Source organism: Rhodococcus sp. P4_B6 (assembly GCF_056402215.1).
Window position 1 is genome coordinate 1 of the sequence record NZ_JBFUHV010000164.1, and the last position, 19546, is coordinate 19546.

Genomic DNA, 19546 nt, shown 5'->3' on the forward strand with positions numbered 1-19546 from the left:
ATTGTGGTCCGGGCGGGACGAGGTGGAGCGGGAGACTGCCGAGTGGATTCGCTGGTTCAATGCGGACCGGCTGCATTCCTCGATCGACTACCTGTCGCCGATCGAGTACGAGACGCGCTACCGTGAACAGCGTCCCACCGCCGCCTCGGTCCTCGAGGTGGCCTGAACGAAGTCTCCACTCGATCCAGGGCAGTTCACGATGCCCGGACGTCCGCAAAACAATGGAAGCGCTCCGCCTGTCCACGGAGAAAAAGGTCCATTGGCACGGCAGCAGCGCCGACCGCCGGCACGACCTCATCGAGGCCGTCGCAGCGCTCCCGCTGGCAGGACTCGTCGTCATTCACACCGAAGCCGCCGTCTCCGACCGGTGCCACCGCAGAAAATGCCTGGAGTATCTGCTCCCCAACCTGGCCGAGATGCCGTGCAGCCACATCACACTCGAATCCCGCAGCCACCTGGACGCCAGCGATGTCGACATCCTGCAGAAAATTTCGAGCCCCGAAGGTGATCACCTCATCGCTGCGGGTGAATCACGCAGTCGGCATGGTCGAGCCGGCGCTCTGGGTCGCGGACATCGTGTGCGGAGCGGTGGTCCAATCCCGGGTCGGAAATCCCAGCTACCTGGCGAAACTGGCAGGTGCGGTCGACCTGCGCCAGATTTGATCCGGAAACGACGCGAGCCACAGGCCTCGTCGTCCGGCGAGTAATCCTGTGGCTCACTTCCAGCCCCACCTCGATGGGTGGCATCACCATGGAATATACCGTCACCGAGGCGGTCAGTACCCGAGCTCGCGGTCCAGTCCGGGGCCGTTCGCCTCCACAACGCCGGGGCGCTGCCTGAGGGGTCCGGATTTCGGGCCGGGTGGGGCGGGAGGGCGGATACCCGCAACCTCGGCCGTTCATTCAACTCCCGAACAAGCTCGATCCCTCACCGGGCTCAACAATCGGCGGGTTGGGCGTTTCAGTCGGTGGAGGATTGACGTGCACCGAGAACGTTCCGGTTCCGCGACCACCGGCACTATTGACCGTGCAATTAACCAAGGTCTGCCCGACCGGGAATCGGTCGCCAGAGGTGCGGTCGCAGCCCTCGAAGACGGTTCCGGGCAGATTGGCGGGTGCGGGCCATGTAACCGCGGCGGTGCCCGATTGGTCCGCGTCGGTGTAGATGACTGAGGGCACCAGCAGGGTGCTGGTGAGATTGGCACCTGACAGGTTCGCGCCCGTGAGGTCTGCGGCTGCGAGGTTCGCGCCGGCAAGGTCGGTGTCGGTGAGGTTCGCTCCGACGAGTTTGGTGTTGGACAGGTCAGCTGCGAGCCAGTAGCCACGAGTGATGTCCGTGCCTGATAGATCGGCGGAATGGAGAACGACGGTGAGACCGTATGAATCCTTGAGGTTGACGTTGTTGAGCTTCGCACCGGACAGGTCCGCTAGATGGATGTTCGCGCCTTCGAGGTTTCCGCCCGAGAGATCCGCGCCCTTCAGGTTGGCTCCGACGAAGTTCACTCCGTGAAGGTCCGCACCCCTCAGATCCGCACCGGGGCAGGAAGTCAGCGGCTCGAGCGGCCACGGATTCGGCACCCTAATCGTGCACGTCCCAACCACCGTGTCCGCCAGAGCAACAGGGGCTGTGATCCCAACTCCAGCCACCCCCGCAACCGCGACACCGAGCCAGGAGATCGCATGCCGCCAAGTGCGGCGCGGTCGGAAACGATGCACAGCAAGACTCATCTTCACTACAGGTTCTTACCAACCCCACTGAGTTGAAGGTATCCGCTGCGCGAATGAATCTCAGAGGGTTGAGGGACCCAGGACCTTAGACGCCGGCGGCAGATGTCGCCGAGGACGGCACCGCTTACCAYGCCGCCGCACTGAACACAATCAACGGAATCGCCTGCAATACAAGCACTCCACCTGCACGACGGGGGCGACCACCACCGGTCAGCCGGGCAAATCCTGCCATGGGGGCCACGATAGCGCAGGGCAGCTCACGCGGTCGTGGGAATGGCGATCTGCTCTCTCCCGTCGATGGCAGAGAGCAGATAGTGCGGGGAGGTGACCACCTGTCGAGGCACGGCAATCGCCTGCCGGTCGGTGTCGAGGTAGAGGCGGTATGCGAGCTGTCCGTCCCGGTGGCCGCCGGTGTCCGGGTCGACAGCACCGAGGAAGTATCCGTGCGAGGCGCCGGCGGTGGAGAAGATCGCGCGCGCCCACTCGGCGGGCTCGGCGGGCGGCAGATACCGTGGCCGACCTGTCTCGGCGTCGAGGGTGTGCACGAGGACCGTGACCGCGAACCCGGCCACGGCCGGGAACCACTGCTCTGCCGCGACGTCGAACGGTGCGATGGAGGTGTGGATCCGCAGTTCGATGTCCTGTCCGGTGCGCGCCGACACCGTGATGAGGTGCGGATCCGCTGAGATGTCACCGGTGGCCAGAGACGGCAGAGCCTGGTCGGCGCTGGGGTTTCCGGTGCTTGCGGACATGGGACAAAGGGTACGGGGGCTTCGGCGCCCGGCTGAGAGGGCGACCGGGAGTTCGCATCGCCGACGACAGGACCGGCTGAATGTTCCATTTAGCGGAGACGACATGTCCCCCTGAAGGATTTTTGGCCGAACATGCACAGCGCCGGCCTTCGTCTCGACGTCGCCGGGTGGCACAGTTCGGATCACCGCCCACCCCGGGGCAGGATGAGACCGTGAGCGACCGAACCACAGCAGACCTTGAGCGTGAACTCGCCATGCTCGCCTACGTACGCGACCGTCTCCGGGCTTCGGAGGGCGAAGGCTTCCGTATCCCGACCACCGCCGTCGACCAGGTTCTCGATGAGCTCAACAGTCTCGAACGATCGCCGTGGGATCCGGCTTGATTTCGTCCGCGCAGTCCGAGCTACTTACGGATGCGCAGCGGTTCACGGGCGGCTCCCGAAGTGCCGTCGGTGCGGACCTCTGGCCGGCCAGGATGTAACGAAGACAGCTGACCTCGCGAACCAGACTGCGGTGCCATTCCCAAAACCTTCGGGATCCTGATGCCCCCGCCTGAACCTCCTGGGATTGGGGGGTCCTCGACACGGACTGATTGGAAACCCCGCAATGACTTCCCCGACAACGCCGCCCGGCTGGCATCCGGATCCGGTTGATCCGAACCTCGTGCGTTACTGGGACGGCGCTCAGTGGACCGGAGACACCCGGCCGAAGGCCGGTCAGACCCCGAATCCGCCTAAGAAAAAGGGGGGTGTTCGGGAAGGTGCTGCTGGTCGTTGCCGCTGTGCTGGTGGTCATGGCGATCCTCGGGACAGTGCTCGGTGGGAACGACAAGAAAGACGACAGGCCCGCGGTAGCGGCTGCGGCGACCCTCGCAACCACTACCACGACCGCGGCACCCACGACCTCGAAGGCAGCGGCGTCGACGTCCGCACCGGCTACGACGCCCCCGGTGACAACCACCCAGGCGCCGGCCGCTGCGCCGAGGCCCGCGATTCCGGCATCGGACCCGAGGTGCGCCCCGGCGAACGAATCACTGGTCGCCATGGTCGAATCCGGCTTCTCGGCTTCCGGGCTGTCGCTGATCAACGGCACGGTCATCGACTCCGGACCGTACACGTTCCTGGGCGGCACCACCGTCGACACCACCGGCAAGGTGAAGAACCGCTCCGATGTCTGGGTGATCTCGAACGGCGCGGTCTATGCCTCGACCGGCGGCGCCCGCAACACCACAACCTGGCCGAAGGCCAGTGCGGCACCGCTGCAGATCTCACCGGGTGACGAGATCGTCCAGGCGCTCGACACCTGCGTAGTCAACCTGACCCGCTGATGGCCGGAGTTGTCGTCGCTCGTGGGCTTCGCGGATAGCGCGGTTGCGGTGAGTTGGACGACGGAGCAGGTGGCTGCCTCGAACTTGGCCGTACCTGCGGATACGGCGCTTTTCGGCGGTACTGCAGAGCAGTCGGGACGGACGACTGGGTCCGCCCCGACTGCGTGCGAGCACTCCGAGCTAGCCGAGCAGATTGCTGAACCATTCCAGCAGTTTGCTCAAACACTCCCACAGTTCAGGGACGTGCCGGAGCGATACCACGGTCCGAATGCCATTGAACAGCAAATGGATTCGCTCTGCCCGTGTCATCTTATTCTTTACTTCACTATTTGATTGTTCTCTATCTATTTCTCTTTTAATTTCCATTTTAGTTATTCCTTCCGGTGATCCATCACCTTTCTTTGTTGTCCGAAAAATGGCATAATACGATCCAAGGAGTAATTCTCTGGAGTGCTCGTCGCCGCCATTCTTCGGTGTAGAGGGTCCCACATTACAGGATGCGTCACCGCAGGTCTAGTGCCCATGGCGTGTATTTTTCTGCGGATTGGGAATTGCGTATTCGGGTATTAATAGCCCCGCAATAGTCAAAGCTAAATGGAAATTCCGGAGTAATACTTATATCTGCACTTAATATTGTTCGCCCACTCTGGCAGCTGGCTGGAACCCTGAAGGTGAGTCCTCGGCTCGGAGTTCCTCCCCGTGGATGAGTGCGGAGGCCGGCTGATGAGTTGGCGCGACTATCGTCACGACTACCTGCGAGCAGGGCTGTGGCGGGTGGGAAATCGGTGCGAGCAGACGGGGCCGTTCCATGGAAATGTGAGGAGCGATGGTGCCGACTCAGGAGTGCTCGACCACGGACTGCGGGCGGCCAGCTGCCTTCGCCACCCGCAGCGAACCCGCCTGGTGCCTCGACTGCATCGACAACTTGGTACGCGCTGGTGGCCTCGAACCGGCGGAGCCGTTCACCAAACCGAGCACGTGGCGGCTCACCACCTGCAGCACCTGCGGGGTGCAGGCCCACTACCTGCTCAAGTACATCGTCGGCAACAACGCGGCCGGGATCGCGACCTGTCGGGCATGCCACTGGAAAGCCTGGCCGGGCAACCGAGGCCCTCGCCCGGGAGCCACTCCCGATCGGGAGAAGATCGCCCGCCGACTCGACGAGTTCGGGTACAAGCTGATCGATCCGCTCGACGAGGTCAGCGACGACGGCAATGGCCCCCTCGTGGCCAAATGCCGCCAGTGTGGGCGTATCTGGGCCGCCCGCATGGCGGACTTCGGATGGCACTGCAACTGTTCCCGCAATTCCCGCTCCTCGAACCCGGCAAGCCCCCGTGCTGGCCGGGTGCTGCTGTCCGAGTCGGACTCTCCGGCGCTGCAGTGGTGGGACCACGAACGCAACGACGAGGCGACGTTTCGCACCGTAACGGTCCGGGCCACCCGAGCGTGTCAGTGGCGGTGCCCGGAGTGCGGGCTGCGATTTGAGGCGAAGCCGGCGACGATGACCGACCGGCCGACCTGCCCGGACTGTTCGACCCGCCGGCAAGAGGAATGGGAGATCGAATACGCGCAGTGGAGGACGACCCCGATCGCTGACGTACCCGAGCTGGCGGCAGCGTGGGCGGACGACGCCGACCCACGAAAGGTGATGGTGGCCAATGGCACACAACGGCGGTTCCGTTGCCCGAAGGAACACTATCCCCGGCTGACCCCGATACGGTTCCTCAAGGCAGGGTGTCCGCAGTGTCGCGGCGCGAAGACGGCGACCGCGAAGAAGTGGCTCGCCGACACCTCGCCTGAAATCGCCAGCCAGTGGCATCCGACATTCAACGGCACGCACACTCCACAGAACGTGGTGTGGAACTCGCAGCGCACAGTCTGGTGGCGGGCGGACTGCTGCGGCCACGAATGGCCGGACACAGTCCGGGCGCGCGACAAGTATCAGCGGCTGAGGTGCCCGGCCTGTCGCACCTTCCTCGGCTCGCTGGCCTGGCACGACCCAGGGTTGGCCGCGGAGTGGAGCCCGGCGAACCCGATCACCGCATGGAACGTGCGCCCACACACCTCCACGCCATTCGTGCCGGAGTGGATCTGCGCCACCAACCCCGGACACACGTGGCAGGCACCGCTGAGCAGCCGCTCGAACGGCGCCGAATGCCCGGACTGCCGCGAGGCCGRCAAATCGCGAGTGGAGCTGGCTCACCACGCCGCCGCCGAGGAGCTGTTCGGCAACGCGCGCTCCGGGGTGACCATGAAGGACAAGGCCTTCACCACCCGGAAGTCGTGGACCACCGACATCAGCGTCAGCGTCAACGAGCACACGCTGGTGATCGAGTACGACGGCGCGTACTGGCATCGCGCGCCGGCGAAGGTCCTCGTCGACGAACGCAAGAGCCGAGACCTGCTCGCGGCCGGATTCTGGGTGGTGCGGCTGCGCGAAGACGACCTCCCCGCTCTGGAGATTGACCATCCCCGCTACCGGGAAGTGCGGGTGCACTCCAGCGTTGCGCGACCAGGACCCGTCATGGAGGACATCCGCGACTGGGTCACGGACCTGACCGCGTAACTCGACAGGAAAGTGCCCCTCCTTGAGGACATCCGAGCGGTGGAACGGAACAAGGACGCCCTCGAGCAGGCGGCACGGTCTGCGTGAACTCCCCGGATCCGCTGCGCGGCAAGGTCGCCGCGCAGCTCACCGCCATGTCTATGCCCGGTGGTCCGCTGCACACCAAATCCGACGCGAGCACGATGATCCGCTTCGCGGCATCACCGGCCTGGCTGCGGTTTCGCCGCACCGTCATCGACTGGTGTCTGGCGCGGGAAACCCCACTGCGCGAGGGCCGGGTGGCCATTCTGATGGCCGGTCCGCCCGGTGCCAGCAAATCCACCGCCCAAGCCCATATGGTGGGGGAGCACCTGCAGGGGTGGCGGCATATGGATGCGGACGAGTTCGAACTTCGCCTCCTCGCGGCGGCTGACGCGGACGGCTTGCTGCAGCAGTTCCTGCCCGAGGAGCTTCGATCAGCTTCCGGGCAGCCGAGCCGCTTCTATCCGAACGACCTGTCCGCACTGGTCCACATCGAATCGAACTTTCTGCTCGAAACGGTGGTCACGCAGTCGTTGAGGGAGTACGTGATCATCGACGGCACGAGGGCCTGGAAGCCATGGGTGCCCGAGTTGGTGACGCGACTCGGGCGGGAGCAGTACACGATCGGTGTCGCCGACGTCGAAACCTCCCGATGTAGAAAGGGTGCACGCTGCTCAAGTGATGGTCATGCCGCCGTCGACGACTATCGTCTGTCCGGTGACGTAGCCGCCCGCCTCGGATGCAAGCCACACCACCGTACTCGCCAACTCTTCTGGTTCGCCGGTTCGTCCGAGGAGCATGCGCCTGTCCAGTTGTTCGATGTGGCTCTTTGGGTATTTCCTGCTGATGGCACTCGTGAAGACGCCTGGAGCAATTGCATTGACGCGAATGCCTTTTCGGCTGCCCCATTGTTGTGCGAGGTCGCGGGTGATGCCGGCGATGGCAGCCTTGCTCGCGCTGTAAGCAGCTTGCGGCAGGCCCGTGTTCGTGATTCCCAGAATGCTCGAGATGTTCACTATCGAGCTCCCCGGTTGCATCACTCGCCCGCATGCCTGTGCCGCCCAGTAAGAACCGTGTAGGTTCACATCGATCACGGATCGGAATTCGTGAACGCTCTCACCGATCGCAGGTCCTACGGACACGAGTTCGGCGTTGTTGACCAGGACATCGACCCTCCTGAACTTGTCCAGTGTCGCTTCGACCAGAGCAGTGCAGCGGCCTGGATCCGTGATGTCGGTCGGAACCGTCAGTACACGTCGACCTGATCGGCGGACGATGTCGGCCGTTTCGTGGAGTCCGTCCGTGCGAGGAGCGGCGAGGACTAAGTCTGCACCCGCTTCGGCCAGTCCTTTGGCCAGGGCCGCGCCTAGCACCGATGAAGCGTCGGTGACGATCGCGACGCGGTCGTCGAGGCGAAATCTGTCGAGGATAGTCATCCGTCTGCGCTCCCGCGGATCAGAACCACGCGGGGTTCATGTCGAGTGTCGTTCTGTCCAAGCTCGCCAACAACTCCACCTGCGGTCCGACCTTCGGCAGTTCGTAGGCGTAGAAGTACCGGGCCGCTTGCCGTTTTCCATCGTAGAAATTGCCGGCCTGACCATCCGCGGCGATGACTTGCTCGAGCCACATCCATGCGATGACGGTGTGCCCGAAGGCTTCCAGGTAGATGGTCGAGTTGGCGAGTGCAAGTGAGGGGTCACCTGATTCCCAGAGCGCGGCTGTCAGGTCCACAATTCGTCTCCAGGTAGAGGCCAGTTCGGCCGCATAACGCTCGGCGTCTCGGCCTATCGCCTGTGCTCGTTGCACGGTCGCCGCGATCTTCGAGTCCAGTAGCTTTAGTCCAGCGCCGTCCTGCATTGTGACCTTGCGGCCGAGCAGGTCGAGGCCCTGTATTCCGTGAGTACCCTCATGAATCGGATTCAGCCTGTTGTCGCGGTAGTACTGTTCGACGTCGTAGTCCCGTGTGTAGCCGTACCCTCCGTGAACTTGTATGGCGAGGTTGTTCGCCTCCAGGCACCATTGTGACGGCCAGCTTTTTGCGATCGGGGTCAATACGTCGAGCAGTAACGTCGCGTTGGAAGCATCTTCCTTGTTGTCGGCGCTGTCGTGTTCGTCCACCAAGAAGGAGCAGTACAAGCCGAGTGCCAGCGCTCCTTCCACGTAGGACTTCTGCGCCAGCAGCATGCGGCGCACATCGGCGTGTTCTACCAGGGCCACTGGAGGCGAGGACGGATCTTTCGCGCCCAGTGCCCGGCCCTGTGTCCGCATCTTCGCGTACTCGACCGACTTCAGGTAGCCGACGTAGCCTAGGGCGATGGCCACGAACCCGACGCCGATCCGCGCCTCGTTCATCATGTGGAACATATAGCTCAGCCCACGATTTTCTTCGCCGACGAGAAAACCGATCGCCCCGGCGTCGCCCTCCGGCTGATGCGTGCCGTCACCGAAGGCAAGGAGCGTGTTGGTGGTTCCGCGAAAGCCCATCTTGTGATTCAGGCCGGTCAGCGTCACATCGTTGCGGATGCCGGGTTCTCCGTCCGGGCCGGGTAAGAATTTCGGGACAATGAACAGCGAAATTCCTTTCACCCCAGACCCGCCGCCGGGAACCTTTGCCAAGACGAGATGGATGATGTTCTCGGTCAGCTCGTGGTCGCCGGCGGAGATCCACATCTTGGTACCGGTGAGTCTGTACCGGCCGTCGTCCTGTTTCACGGCACGAGTGGTGATGTCGGCCAACGACGAGCCGGCCTGCGGCTCCGACAGACACATGGTTCCGAAGTATCTGCCCTCGATCATCGGGCGGACGTAGTCGTCTACCTGCTGGTCGGTGCCGTGGGTCGAAATCAGATTCGCATTTGCGATGGTGAGGAACGGGTACGACGAGGTCGAGGCGTTGGCGGCCTGAAACCACGCCATCGCGGCACGGGACACCGTCGTCGGCAACTGCATGCCCCCGACGCGCTCGTCGAACTGTCCGGCCAGTAGTCCAGCCGCGGAGTAGATGTCGAGAGCCTGCTTTACCTCCGCGATCATCTCTATCGAACCGTCTGGCGACATGGTCGGCTCGTTCGCATCGGACTTCTTGTTGTGCGGTGCGAAATGTTTGTGGGCGATGTCCGCGCTGAGTTCGAGCACCGCGGCGAACGTGTCCCTCGAGTGCTCGGAGAACCGTTCGCGCGATGTCAGCGACACCACATCAAGCCACTCGTACAGCAAGAAGTCCAAGTCGCGGCGTGACAGCACGTCGGTCATCGAGATCTCCGAATCCTGTGCAACATCACATCGACACCCCGCCGTCGACGGGAAGCACGACGCCCGTGATGTACGCGGCTTCCTCCGACGCGAGGAAGCAGATGGCGTCGGCCATCTCGGATGGGTCCGCGAGCCGGGCGATCGGACCGGTGAGCTCGGAGAGCTTCTCCTCCGGGATCGTGGCGGTCATGCGTGTGGCTGCATTGGGCGAGATCGCATTGACCGTAACTCCGAAGGCAGCCAACTCTTTTGCAGCAGTCTTGGTGAATCCGATGATCCCTGCCTTCGCTGTTGCGTAGTTCGCCTGTCCGCGGTTGCCTCGGAGCCCGGTGTACGACGTGATATTGATGATGCGCCCGAATTCTTGCTTGCGGAAGTGGGGGACCGCTGCGCGGGTAAACCGAAAAGTACCTCCCGCGTGCACCTGCAGGACCTGATTCCAGTCGTCGTCGGTGAGCTTCCACAGCACTTTGTCACGCAGGATTCCTGCGTTGTTGACGACGATGTCGACGCGGCCGGTCTCGGCGACAACGGTCGAAATGACGTGTTCGACATTGTCGGTAACGCTGACGTCCGCTGGGATTCCGATTGCACCGACGTCTGCGGCCGAGCTGGCAAGTTCGTCCTTGTCGAAGTCGACCATGAACACGGTCGCTTGTGCCTCTACGAAATGTCTCGCGATCGCCTGCCCGATGCCGCGGGCCGCGCCGGTGACGATGACGGATTTGCCTGTGAAGTCGTACGTGATGTTGCCCATTGCGTTTTTTGCTTTCGGTTTAGTGTTGTCAGGGGGTTGTCACGACAGGCGTTCGAGAATCATGGCCATTCCTTGGCCGCCGCCGACGCACATCGTCTCCAGGCCGAACTGTTTGTCGTGAAATTCCAGCGAGTTCATCAGCGTGGTGGCAATACGGGCGCCGGTCATGCCGAAGGGGTGACCGAGTGCGATCGCGCCTCCGTTGATATTCAGTCGGTCGTCGTCGATGCCGAGTTCACGAGCCGACGGAATGACCTGAGCCGCAAATGCTTCGTTGATTTCTGCCAAGTCGATATCACCGATGCTCATGCCGGCGATGTCGAGTGCGCGCCGGGTCGCTTCGACGGGTCCCAGACCCATGATCTCGGGTGAGAGTCCCGATACGCCGGTCGATACGATGCGGGCCAGGGGGGTGAGTCCGAGCTCCTTCGCCTTCGCGTCCGACATGATGACCAGTGCTGCCGCGCCGTCGTTGAGCGGGCATGCGTTGGCTGCGGTGACGGTTCCGTTCGGACGGAATGCCGGCTTCAGCTTGCTGACGGCGTCGTACGTCGTTCCGGGCCTGGGGCAGTCGTCAGTGCTGACCACGGTGCCGTCGGGGAGGGTGACGGGTGTGATTTCGCGGGCGAAGAAGCCCTGCTCGATTGCGGCCTCGGCGCGATTGTGGCTGCGGACGCCGAATTCGTCTTGTTCTCGGCGTGAGACCCCACTGTATTCCGCGACGTTCTCGGCAGTGTGTCCCATGGTGATGTACAGATCGGGAAGTGCCCCGGTTGTTCGCGGATCCACCCACGGGTCCTGGTTGCCACCAGCGCGCCGTTCGGTGAGGGACTCCGCGTCGGAGAACACGGCGTTGTGCGTCTCGGGGTTCTCGTCGGCCATGCCTGTGTTGAAACGGCTGACAGTTTCGACTCCGGCGGAAATGAAGATATTTCCTTCGCCTGCCTTGATCGCGTGCAGTGCCATCCGGGTGGTCTGAAGGCTCGAGGAACAGTAGCGGTTCACGGTGACGCCTGGTAGATGGTCCATTCCGGCGAGAACGCTCACTGCCCGTCCGAGGTTGTATCCGCTTTCGCCGGCGGGCTGAGCCGTGCCGAGCATGAGGTCGTTCACCGTTCGGGGATCGACCTCGGGCACCTTTCCCAATGCGGCGAGCACCATCTGTGCTGCCAGGTCATCGGGGCGCATCTCTCGGAGTGAACCCTTGACTGCGCGACCGATCGGGGACCGGGCGGTCGCGACGATAACTGCTTCAGGCATAAATCTCGTCCGTTCATGTTGTCGACCAGTGGGTCGAATATTCGATCTTGCGGTCTACTTATCGCAGTATGGCTGCGCCGGGAGTGGTGGTCAAGTAGGCCTGTCGTAAGCCGGTTGCGGCGTGCTTACGTAACGGCCGCAGGCGAATACGCGGTCTTGGGCGTGTGGTGGGGCGGCTTGTTCGGCGGGTTTCGACGCGTATGACTCGACCGCGAGCGCCGAATTTGCAGTCTGCGCCGGTTCGGCTGGCCGGCTTGGGGCAGGTCTGCGTCCTGCCCTGCGGACGACGAAACAGATGCGTCTCTCGAACAGGTGCCCGCCGGAGGAGTGCAGCGCGCGGCAGAGCCGTGCGAGTCGGCCGCAGCGGCTCATAGTCTGCTGCCGTAACCGCTCCCACCGCGGCGCCAGGCAAGTCTGGAGTGATGGTCCTGGTCGGGGCTGTGCAGTGTGGGCGCACCCCTGTGCTGCCCCAGTCCCGACAGTGGACCATTCGCGTGCCGGACGTCGCCTCATTCGCCGACGAGCACCCCGGTCATCTCGGGGATCCGTCTAAAGGGCGTGCAGTACCGACGCTCAGAGAGGGTCAGAGGGCGTACCTCGAAGAAACCAATCAAGGCGACGCGCTGAAAATTTACCGATTCCTCAACAAGAGTTCGAGCTGGCTTGTGTGATGCCGTATCTCGCGGGCGTGGTAGGCAAGCGCCCCATCCACGCCCTGGACGTCTTCGGGCCAGCCGGCGGATGCCGTCGACGTGGTCGTCATGACTCCGCGCAGAATCAAGTGGGCGAAGGTCTCGGCGATGTCGTCAGCGGGTTTACCGTCTTCTCCCGGGCGATACCACTTCCAGATCCAGTTGCACATGCCGTCGATCGCAAATGCTGCCAGGGTTTCATCGATTGGTTCGAAGATGCGAGCCTCTACGCCCTCTCGAATGATCTGCCGGATCAGCACATCATGCTCGCGCTTGGCTGCCCGGAACTCGTCGCGGACGTCGTCGGGAAGCTCGCTTTCTTCGCGAAAAGTCAGTGAGTAGAGATCCAGGTGATCGACCAGGGAGTTCAGGTGGAAACGAATGAAAGCTGTGAGCTTGGTAGCTGCGTCGGCATCCGATGCAGCGATCACCCGGGCTTTCTCGACCTCACCCCTTGCCCAGTCACCGAAGACGTGCCGGAGCAGGTCGTCTCGGTTTTCGTAGTAGTGGTAGATGGACGCCTTCGACAACCCCACCTCCGCAGCGACTTCCTGCATGGTGACTCCGTTGATCCCCCGGGCCTGGAAGAGTCGGGCCGCACCCTCTGTGATGCGGTCACGCATCACGGAATTGCGTACCGAACCACCGGCGCTCTTCGCAGCCGCCGCGTCCGCACGATCAGAAGCCGTTGTCATAGCTTCCGAGGATAGACACCGCCGCAGCCAAGCCGGTACCGGTGGGCACTGCAATCAGCGCGACGACGGCGTTAGTGCAGCTACGCGCCGCGTTGTTCATGCATGCTCGATCAGTTCGAGCTGCACGCCGTTGAGTGCTCGGGGGTGGTAAAAGTTGACCGCCCCGAAGTCTCCGCGGACGGCCTCGTCGAGCAGAGGTGACAATCCCTGCTGCTTCAGCTCGTCCGTAGCGATATCGAGGTCGTCTACTTTCGCAGAGAAGAGAAAGACGCCTTCACCGTGGCGCTCGAGAAAGCGCGCCACCGACGTGCTCTCCTGGGTCGAGGCGATCAAACTGATGATGAAGCCCCCCACGTCGAGCTTCGTACCCTCGAGGCCGGGGAACGCAAATCCGTCGGGGCCGACGTGCTCGCCCCTGACATCGAACAGGCGTTCGTAACGCTCGGTCGCGGACGGTAGGTCGCGAACGGCGATGTTGATTCCATTGACTGCGAGGCTCATCTTCGTCTCCTGTTGTTGCGGTTTCGTGTAATTCGCTGTCGCGCCGGACATCTGCACGGGTGCCTCGCCGCAGTGGGCGTGCCCTGGTAGGTGGGCGCGTACGGAACGCTGACCTTCAAGGGTCTGCACCGAGACAGTACCGACCCGAGGGTCGATAATTCAAGGAGTCGGTCGGATTCGTTCGGCGAGCCCGCGGCAGCGGAACCGTAGCGGCACGCGCGCAGGACGCGACATCACGCCATCTGGCCGAGGCGACGCGACTGTCGCCCGGGGTCGAACCGAACGCCTTCGATGCACAAATCGTCGGGATGCCTGGAATGTGCGGCAGAGGGGTGGTACAACTTGTGTCGACTACACAGTCGGGTTTTCAACCTTCGGGTAGATTTGGTCGTGCACGCAGCAGTGGACACCGGCGCGGCTTCCCGCGGAGTGGACAACGGCGCCCACGCGGTCGGTGACGAGCGTCGATGCGGCGTTCTCCGTCGCCATTTCCACGGCCGTCAAGCCGGGAACAGACCAGCGAACCGTCCCATGTCGAGGTGAGGTGGAGGAACGATGGCACAGGCCGATAGTTATGCGCATCGACGCGCACAGGTAGTGGTGGTCGGACTCGGCGGCATTGGCGGTGGAATTGCCCGTCGCATGGCCGAACAAGGCCGATACGTCATCGGCATGGACGTCGACGGGGTCCGTGCGAGTGAGTGGCAGGAGCAAACGGGAAGTCGGGCGGTGTCCTCGTTCGATGGTATCGACTGGGGCGATGTCCGGTGCATGTTCATCGCGGTGCGAACGGTGCAGCAAATCGAAGCGGTGTTGTCCGACGACAGCGTGCGCTCGGCGATGGACGACGGCGCCAGCGCCTTCATCATCACCACGATGACTCCGTCGGACGCCCGCCGCGTCGTCGACGCGCATCGAGCGTGGCGTCTGTTCGAGCTGCCCGTTTCAGGCGGCGAGGTGAGGGCGCGAGAAGGCGAACTCACCGGTCTGATCGCAGGCCCGCAACCCGATGCCTTCGAAGAAGCCCTGTTACACGACGTCTTTGCGAGACTGTTCCCGCTCGACACCGTCGGTCAACCCTCGTTGCTCAAGTTGATCAACAACACCCTGGCCGCCCGCAATGTGCTGAGTGCGGCAGTGGGGCTTGCTACCGCACACGAGCAGGGAGTCGACCCGTCGATCGCAAGCGAAGTCATCCGGTCGTGCTCAGGATCGAGTGCGGCCGGCGACGCCCTGGCCACCCTTTCGGACAATCAAGTCGACCTCCTGCTCAAAGACACGCGGTTACTCGGCGGTGAGTTGCCGTCGTCGCCGTTCGATCGCGCGTCCATGAATGACATCACCTCCACCGTCAGCGCTGCCCGGGGGCTACTCGAGGCTGCCGATCCAGAAAGGACACGGTCATGATCGAAGAGTGGAAAGACGGGATGGCATTCCCGCACCTGACAAGTTCGGTGCGTATCGGCTCTCGAGTAGTGAAGAACCGCATCGTCTCACCCCCGCACGGCACGTACTACGCGTCCAACGGAATGGTCACAGAACAGCAAATCGCTTACTACGCCGAAAGAGCGGCGGGCGGCGTGGGCATGATCGTCGTCGGAAACATGGCCGCATGGGATCGGTCGAAGACCGGCGGAGGACAAAACTACGCCTTCTCCCCGGAGGCGGTCGAGGGCCATCGCAAGCTCGCACAGGCTGTCCAATCGCATGGTTCGCTGCTATTGGCGCAGCTCTGGGACGGCGGCCGCCAAGGTTCCTCACGGCTGAGCCATCTGCCGCTTCTGTCAGCGTCGCCTCTACCCGACCCTGTTGTTCGGGAGATACCCAAGAAGATTGAAGCATCGGAGATCGAAGACATGATCTCGAGCTTCGCTCGGTCCGCGGCGCTCATGGAGCAAGCCGGTTGGGATGGAGTCGAACTCCTCGCAGCGCAGGGTTACGGACTCGCCCAATTCGTTTCTCCCCAGATGAACCATCGCCACGACGAATGGGGTGGCTCACACGAAAACCGCGCACGCGTCGTGAGTGAGATAGTCCGACGTATCCGGTCAGTGGTCTCCGCGGACTTCCTGGTGGGTGTGCGCATCAACGGCGACGACATGATTGCCGGCGGTAACACCCCCAGCGACGCCATCATCACGGCGACACTGTTGGAGCAGACCGGTGGGGTCAGCTATCTGAATGTCAGCGGCGCAAGCAACGAAAACTATCCACTGTGGATTGCCGATATGGGGCACGACACCGGACTTTTCGTCGACGCCGCCCGAGCGATCAAAGATGCGGTGTCCATCCCGGTCATTGTCGCCACGAGAATTAAGGACCCTCTTGTCGCCGAGTCGATTCTGGCGCAGGGCTCTACCGACATGGTGGGGATGAATCGGGCGTTGATCGCAGACCCATCCATGCCGGCCAAAGTCGCATCAGGCCGTCTCAGCCAGGTTCGACCATGCATCAGCTGCAACCAGGGTTGCGTCGGCAAGACCGCTCAAGGCGGACAGATGGAATGCACCGTCAACCCTCGGGTCGGGTTCGAGTGGTCGAGTACCCGGGGGCAGGTCACCCGACAATCGGTCGTGGTCGTCGGTGGTGGCCCGGCAGGCATGCAGGCAGCGGCAACCTGCGCCGAACGCGGCGCCGACGTCGTGTTGTTCGAAACCCGCGAGACGTTGGGTGGCCAAATCGAACTGGCGTCACGCACGGCAAGTCGATCGGAGTTTCGACTGCTGATCGAACATCTACGTCGCCGACTCAACACCTTGGGTGTCGAGATGCACCTGGGTACCACAGCGACCGTCGACGACCTCTCTGCCTTCGATCACGTCTTTCTCGCAACAGGCTCGAGGCCGTGGACGACCGGCTTCACCACTCACCGACCAGATGCCAGGGCCGTACCAGGACACGACTTGCCGCATGTCGTCACATCATGGGAAGTGTTCGACACGACCGCGACAGTGGGGAACAGAGTTCTCGTCGTCGAGGACGACTTTCAAGGGCACGCGACCACGGCTGCCGAATACCTCGCAGAGAACGGCCACGAGGTGACCATCGTGACGAGGTCGACCTCGGTGGGACTCTGGAGCGGGGCCGGCCAGGAATTCCTGTACAAGCGGTTGCGCAATGCACGGGTCGAGCTACGGCCCCACACCTGGATCGACACCATTCGAGATAAGACAGTCGACGCTTACGATGTATTCTCCGGCGTGCCCGTCGAACTGGGCAGCTTCGACACCGTGGTTCTGGCAACCGGTAGCGCCGTCGACGACACCCTGTACCAGCAGCTGGGCGATGACCATCGTGTGGTTCGCATCGGCGACTGCTTGGCACCCCGACGTCTCGACAATGCCATGTGGGATGGCCTGCACGCCGCCGACCGGCTGTCCGCAGTGGGCACAGCTCTGAAACTGGCCACCCCATGACGGGTGCGTGTCGCGACCGGGCCGAGTCATCTCTGAAGGAGCTTCAGCACCCATGCGCATCTTCACATCACCGGATCAACTGAAAGCCGCAATCGGAGAGGACTTGGGCACCAGCGACTGGCTGCACATCACGCAAGAACGCATCGACACCTTCGCCGACGCCACGGGGGACCATCAATGGATCCATGTGGACGTCGAACGTGCGACACGCGAGAGCCCGTTCGGAGCCCCCATCGCGCATGGGTTCCTGAGCCTGTCTCTCGTGTCGTTGCTCAACTGGCAGATATACACGATCGAGAACACAACGCTAGCGATCAACTACGGATTGAACAGAGTTCGATTCGTCAACCCGGTGAAGGTCGAGGCCCACGTTCGTTTGCGGACGACGTTGAACTCCGTCGGGGACGCACCCGGAGGGGCCCTTCAGATCGTCACGACAAACACCCTCGAGATCGCAGGCGAAGAAAAACCGGCCCTGGTTGCAGAAACCGTCGGCCGCATCATCTTCTGAACTGCCCCCTGCCAGCCTCCGAGCGACCGCGGTGATCGATCGCCCGCTGCCTCCGGGGTCACGACCGACCCCGGAGGCCGCGGGCCTATCGGTCCACCGAACACACCAGCAACAACAGGACGCTTCAGTGGAGCGACCCACACGGCGAATGGGCTACCGGAACACCGTTTCGCGGCGGATTCCGATCAGGTGAGCCACACCTTATTGACAAGCCTGTGTGACCTACGCCATTATCGGCTTTGAACAATCGGTTGGGTTTTCGACTCTCCGGTCAGCCCCCGGATGGCCAGTCGAGCCGCGACGAGACGAGGAAACATCATGACCAAGCATCCGGCGCTCTGGCAGCCCATCGAACTGGGCCCGGTCAGTGTCAAGAACCGCATCGTGGTCACCGCACACGCGCTGATGTACGGCGACAAAGACAACCTGATGACTCAACAGAGCATCGACTACTACGAGGAGCGGGCGAGGGGAGGCGCGGGGCTCATTCTCACCGAGGCTCAAGCCGTGCATGCAACGAGTCGCGGACTGGGGTACCGCACCCACCAGGGATGGCCCACCGAGGTGATACCGGTGTACGAGCGACTGGCGAAAGCCGTGCACCGCCATGGAGCCAAAATTTTCGTCGACCTTTCACACTTCGGCGTGGAAGACTACAACGGAATGTTTCTCGAGAACTGGAGGGCGCTCTGGAGTCCCTCGGGTCTGCCCTCGACTACATACGGTGAGATCGGCCGAGCGATGTCGCAAGCCGACATCGAGCAGCTCGTCGCGGGATTCGGCCGAAGTGCACGCAACGCACGGGTTGCCGGTATCGACGGAGCCGAGGTACATGCCGCTCACGGGTATCTCCTGTGCAGTTTCCTCTCCCCACTGACGAATCGTCGAACGGACGAGTACGGCGGCAGCACCGAAAATCGATGCCGCGTCGTTCGCGAGTGCGCCGAAGCGGTGCGCCGAGAGGGAGGCCCCGACTTCGCGGTCGGCGTGAGACTATCGCTCACCGAATACGTTCCGGGCGGTATCGACGAGGCCGAGGGCGAGAAGATCGCCGAGAACCTGGCGGACTCGGGATTGTTCGACTACTTCAGCATCAGCGCCGGGAACGCTTCCACGTTCGATCGCGTCGTCTCTCCCATGAGCCTGCCCGGCCCCCAGTTGGTCGACCTGGCTGCACGCGCGAAGAAGGTCGTCGGAAACTATCCGGTCGTGACCGCAAACGGAATTACCGAGCTGTCGGTCGCCGAACAGATTGTGACCTCGGGTGACGCCGATCTCGTCGCTATGACCAGAGCACACATCGCAGATCCCTTCCTGGTGCAGAAGGCGCAGACCGGACGCGAGGACGAAATTCGGCATTGCGTCAGGGCCAATCAAGGCTGTATCGGCCGGATGTCCAAGGGCTGGGAGCTGACCTGCACGCAGAATCCCGCCGCTGGGCGCGAGAAAGACCTCGGCAGCGGAACATTGGAGTTGGCCTCCACCCCCCGGAAGGTGCTCGTCATCGGCGGCGGCCCCGCCGGTATGCGGGCAGCGGAAGTTGCCGCATCGCGAGGGCATGACGTTGTACTGATGGAGCGCGGCGACACGCTCGGCGGGCAAATTCGCTATGCCGCCAAGTTGCCCACGCGTGGCCGATGGTCCGTCATGGTCAAAGACATGGAGCGAATGCTCGAAAAATACAAGGTCGATGTCCGTCTCAATACGACCGCCGACATCGAGAGCGTGCATGAAGTCGGTGCGGACCACGTCATACTTGCATCCGGATCGACCTGGCGCACCGACGGGTTCTCCGCCGTCCTGGCCGCCCGCCCGGCAATCCCGGGGTTGGAGCGTATCCGCGTGCTCAATCCGATCCAGGCCATCGAGGATCCCTCGGCATGTGGGGAGAACGTCGTCATCATCGACGACACGGGCGAGTACCTCGCGCTGGGACTGGCGGAGCTTCTCGCGAACGCGGGCAAGAAGGTCGAAGTGGTGTCCTCGAAGCTGTTCTTGGGCGACAACACACTCTTCAACCTCGATGTCGGGCATCTCTATCCGAGGCTGTATGCGCAGGGGGTGACAC

The 19546-nt window shown here is 62.9% G+C and carries 18 protein-coding genes and 1 pseudogene; 10 read left to right on the top strand and 9 right to left on the bottom strand.

Translation table 11 applies throughout. The features are described from left to right. On the top strand, positions 1 to 166 hold a 166-nt coding region (locus AC1DWT_RS41005; RefSeq protein WP_477925056.1), incomplete at its 5' end, for an IS3 family transposase. 28 nt (positions 167 to 194) lie between these two features. Here AC1DWT_RS41005 and AC1DWT_RS41010 read toward each other — a convergent pair. After that, positions 195 to 512, bottom strand: a complete 318-nt coding sequence (locus AC1DWT_RS41010) for a hypothetical protein (RefSeq protein WP_477925045.1) — start codon at positions 510 to 512, stop codon at positions 195 to 197. Between the two features lie 13 nt (positions 513 to 525). On the opposite strand from AC1DWT_RS41010, the gene AC1DWT_RS41015 reads away from it, so the two are divergent. Beyond that, the gene (locus AC1DWT_RS41015) at positions 526 to 663 is read left to right on the top strand and encodes a hypothetical protein (RefSeq protein WP_283334540.1); all 138 of its coding nucleotides are present in this window, start codon (positions 526 to 528) and stop codon (positions 661 to 663) included. 240 nt (positions 664 to 903) lie between these two features. Here the strand turns inward: AC1DWT_RS41015 and AC1DWT_RS41020 are convergent, their stop codons facing one another. After that, a complete protein-coding gene (locus AC1DWT_RS41020; protein ID WP_257014859.1) occupies positions 904 to 1728 on the bottom strand; it encodes a pentapeptide repeat-containing protein in 825 nt (274 codons plus the stop codon). Between the two features lie 257 nt (positions 1729 to 1985). Then, positions 1986 to 2480 (bottom strand): N-formylglutamate amidohydrolase, encoded by a 495-nt coding sequence (locus AC1DWT_RS41025; protein ID WP_095870057.1) that lies wholly within the window; start codon positions 2478 to 2480, stop codon positions 1986 to 1988. Positions 2481 to 2692: 212 nt separating this feature from the next. On the opposite strand from AC1DWT_RS41025, the gene AC1DWT_RS41030 reads away from it, so the two are divergent. The 4 genes and pseudogenes from AC1DWT_RS41030 (at position 2693) to AC1DWT_RS41045 (ending at position 6373) form a co-directional block, all read left to right on the top strand. Continuing rightward, positions 2693 to 2863 carry a hypothetical protein gene (locus AC1DWT_RS41030; protein WP_179443379.1) on the top strand — a complete coding sequence of 57 codons (171 nt, stop codon included), beginning with the start codon at positions 2693 to 2695 and terminating at the stop codon, positions 2861 to 2863. Positions 2864 to 3086: 223 nt separating this feature from the next. Next, positions 3087 to 3161 (top strand): annotated as a pseudogene (locus tag AC1DWT_RS41035) (DUF2510 domain-containing protein); the annotation flags it as partial. 67 nt (positions 3162 to 3228) lie between these two features. Beyond that, positions 3229 to 3807: a DUF2510 domain-containing protein gene (locus AC1DWT_RS41040; protein WP_257014870.1), complete on the top strand. Its 579-nt coding sequence runs from the start codon at positions 3229 to 3231 to the stop codon at positions 3805 to 3807. 826 nt (positions 3808 to 4633) lie between these two features. Next, complete coding sequence (locus AC1DWT_RS41045; RefSeq protein ID WP_477925049.1) at positions 4634 to 6373, top strand: zinc-ribbon domain-containing protein; 1740 nt, start codon at positions 4634 to 4636, stop codon at positions 6371 to 6373. A 695-nt stretch (positions 6374 to 7068) separates the two neighbouring features. Here the strand turns inward: AC1DWT_RS41045 and AC1DWT_RS41050 are convergent. From AC1DWT_RS41050 to AC1DWT_RS41075, 6 genes are all read right to left on the bottom strand, one after another. Next, positions 7069 to 7830, bottom strand: coding sequence for an SDR family NAD(P)-dependent oxidoreductase (locus AC1DWT_RS41050; protein WP_283334538.1), 762 nt, complete (start codon positions 7828 to 7830; stop codon positions 7069 to 7071). Between the two features lie 19 nt (positions 7831 to 7849). Then, the gene (locus AC1DWT_RS41055; protein ID WP_095870061.1) at positions 7850 to 9646 is read right to left on the bottom strand and encodes an acyl-CoA dehydrogenase; all 1797 of its coding nucleotides are present in this window, start codon (positions 9644 to 9646) and stop codon (positions 7850 to 7852) included. Between the two features lie 25 nt (positions 9647 to 9671). Beyond that, positions 9672 to 10403, bottom strand: a complete 732-nt coding sequence (locus AC1DWT_RS41060; protein ID WP_095870062.1) for an SDR family NAD(P)-dependent oxidoreductase — start codon at positions 10401 to 10403, stop codon at positions 9672 to 9674. Between the two features lie 39 nt (positions 10404 to 10442). Then, the gene (locus AC1DWT_RS41065) at positions 10443 to 11663 is read right to left on the bottom strand and encodes an acetyl-CoA C-acetyltransferase (protein WP_095870063.1); all 1221 of its coding nucleotides are present in this window, start codon (positions 11661 to 11663) and stop codon (positions 10443 to 10445) included. Between the two features lie 631 nt (positions 11664 to 12294). Beyond that, positions 12295 to 13050, bottom strand: a complete 756-nt coding sequence (locus AC1DWT_RS41070) for a TetR/AcrR family transcriptional regulator (RefSeq protein ID WP_095870064.1) — start codon at positions 13048 to 13050, stop codon at positions 12295 to 12297. Between the two features lie 96 nt (positions 13051 to 13146). Then, entirely contained in the window at positions 13147 to 13551 is a 405-nt protein-coding gene (locus AC1DWT_RS41075) for a VOC family protein (RefSeq protein ID WP_179443380.1), read from the bottom strand. 555 nt (positions 13552 to 14106) lie between these two features. On the opposite strand from AC1DWT_RS41075, the gene AC1DWT_RS41080 reads away from it, so the two are divergent. The 4 genes from AC1DWT_RS41080 to AC1DWT_RS41095 all read left to right on the top strand — a co-directional run. After that, complete coding sequence (locus tag AC1DWT_RS41080) at positions 14107 to 14958, top strand: NAD(P)-binding domain-containing protein (protein WP_095870066.1); 852 nt, start codon at positions 14107 to 14109, stop codon at positions 14956 to 14958. Then, on the top strand, positions 14955 to 16967 hold the full coding sequence (locus AC1DWT_RS41085) for an oxidoreductase (RefSeq protein WP_095870067.1): 2013 nt from the start codon (positions 14955 to 14957) through the stop codon (positions 16965 to 16967). The genes AC1DWT_RS41080 and AC1DWT_RS41085 overlap by 4 nt, the downstream gene beginning before the upstream one ends. Before the next feature lie 52 nt (positions 16968 to 17019). Next, complete coding sequence (locus AC1DWT_RS41090) at positions 17020 to 17478, top strand: MaoC family dehydratase (RefSeq protein WP_061045877.1); 459 nt, start codon at positions 17020 to 17022, stop codon at positions 17476 to 17478. A gap of 318 nt (positions 17479 to 17796) precedes the next feature. Continuing rightward, positions 17797 to 19546, top strand: a 1750-nt coding sequence (locus AC1DWT_RS41095; protein ID WP_477925054.1) for an oxidoreductase, incomplete at its 3' end; no start/stop codon positions are given.

What these genes read in the sequence shown, in the direction of transcription:
- AC1DWT_RS41090 (WP_061045877.1), top strand. Translation starts at nt 17,020, where the DNA reads ATGCGCATCTTCACATCACCGGATCAACTGAAAGCCGCAATCGGAGAG.
- AC1DWT_RS41025 (WP_095870057.1), bottom strand. Translation starts at nt 2,480, where the DNA reads ATGTCCGCAAGCACCGGAAACCCCAGCGCCGACCAGGCTCTGCCGTCT.
- AC1DWT_RS41080 (WP_095870066.1), top strand. Translation starts at nt 14,107, where the DNA reads ATGGCACAGGCCGATAGTTATGCGCATCGACGCGCACAGGTAGTGGTG.
- AC1DWT_RS41055 (WP_095870061.1), bottom strand. Translation starts at nt 9,646, where the DNA reads ATGACCGACGTGCTGTCACGCCGCGACTTGGACTTCTTGCTGTACGAG.
- AC1DWT_RS41060 (WP_095870062.1), bottom strand. Translation starts at nt 10,403, where the DNA reads ATGGGCAACATCACGTACGACTTCACAGGCAAATCCGTCATCGTCACC.
- AC1DWT_RS41075 (WP_179443380.1), bottom strand. Translation starts at nt 13,551, where the DNA reads ATGAGCCTCGCAGTCAATGGAATCAACATCGCCGTTCGCGACCTACCG.
- AC1DWT_RS41070 (WP_095870064.1), bottom strand. Translation starts at nt 13,050, where the DNA reads ATGACAACGGCTTCTGATCGTGCGGACGCGGCGGCTGCGAAGAGCGCC.
- AC1DWT_RS41050 (WP_283334538.1), bottom strand. Translation starts at nt 7,830, where the DNA reads ATGACTATCCTCGACAGATTTCGCCTCGACGACCGCGTCGCGATCGTC.
- AC1DWT_RS41020 (WP_257014859.1), bottom strand. Translation starts at nt 1,728, where the DNA reads ATGAGTCTTGCTGTGCATCGTTTCCGACCGCGCCGCACTTGGCGGCAT.
- AC1DWT_RS41065 (WP_095870063.1), bottom strand. Translation starts at nt 11,663, where the DNA reads ATGCCTGAAGCAGTTATCGTCGCGACCGCCCGGTCCCCGATCGGTCGC.
- AC1DWT_RS41085 (WP_095870067.1), top strand. Translation starts at nt 14,955, where the DNA reads ATGATCGAAGAGTGGAAAGACGGGATGGCATTCCCGCACCTGACAAGT.